The organism is Dietzia sp. UBA5065 (genome assembly GCA_002415925.1).
Classification (GTDB): Bacteria; Actinomycetota; Actinomycetes; order Mycobacteriales; family Mycobacteriaceae; genus Dietzia.
On sequence record DIAZ01000042.1, the window covers coordinates 7,990 to 8,946 of the forward strand.

Genomic DNA, 957 nt, shown 5'->3' on the forward strand with positions numbered 1-957 from the left:
GATCTGCGGCACGCCGCGCGGGGCCGGGGCGATGCCCGAGAGCTCGAACGACCCGAGCAGCTTGTTCTGCGCCGCCATCTCGCGCTCACCCTGGAACACCTGGATCTGCACCGACGGCTGGTTGTCGTCCGCCGTGGTGAAGGTCTCCGAGCGCTTGGTCGGGATGGTGGTGTTGCGCTCGATGAGCTTGGTCATGACGCCACCCTTGGTCTCGATGCCCAGCGACAGCGGGGTCACGTCGAGCAGGAGGACGTCCTTGACCTCGCCACGGAGGACGCCGGCCTGCAGCGCCGCGCCCACGGCCACGACCTCGTCCGGGTTGACGCCCTTGTTGGGCTCCTTGCCGCCGGTGAGCTCCTTGACCAGGTCGGTCACGGCCGGCATGCGGGTCGACCCGCCCACCAGGACCACGTGGTCGATCGCCGAGACCGAGACGCCGGCGTCCTTGATGACGGCCTGGAACGGCTTACGGCAGCGGTCGAGCAGGTCCTGGGTGATCTTCTGGAACTCGGCGCGCGAGAGCGTCTCGTCCAGGAAGAGCGGGTTCTTGTCGGCGTCCACGGTGATGTAGGGAAGGTTGATGGAGGTCGACTGACCGCTCGACAGCTCGATCTTGGCCTTCTCCGCGGCCTCGCGCAGGCGCTGCAGCGCCATCTTGTCCTTGGTCAGGTCGATGCCGTTCTGCGCCTTGAACTTCTCCACCAGCCAGTCCACGACCCGCTGGTCCCAGTCGTCGCCACCGAGGTGGTTGTCGCCCGAGGTCGCGCGGACCTCCACCACGCCGTCGCCGATGTCGAGCAGGGACACGTCGAACGTGCCGCCGCCGAGGTCGAAGACCAGGATGGTCTGCTCCTTGTCGCCCTTGTCGAGGCCGTAGGCCAGGGCGGCCGCGGTGGGCTCGTTGACGATCCGCAGGACGTTGAGCCCGGCGATCTGGCCGGCGTCCTTGGTGGCCTG

General features: G+C 68.1%; 1 protein-coding gene. It reads right to left on the reverse strand.

Going from position 1 to position 957, the window contains the following annotated elements:
• On the reverse strand, positions 1–957 hold a 957-nt coding region (locus B4M60_RS03025), incomplete at both ends, for an Hsp70 family protein (RefSeq protein WP_291080158.1).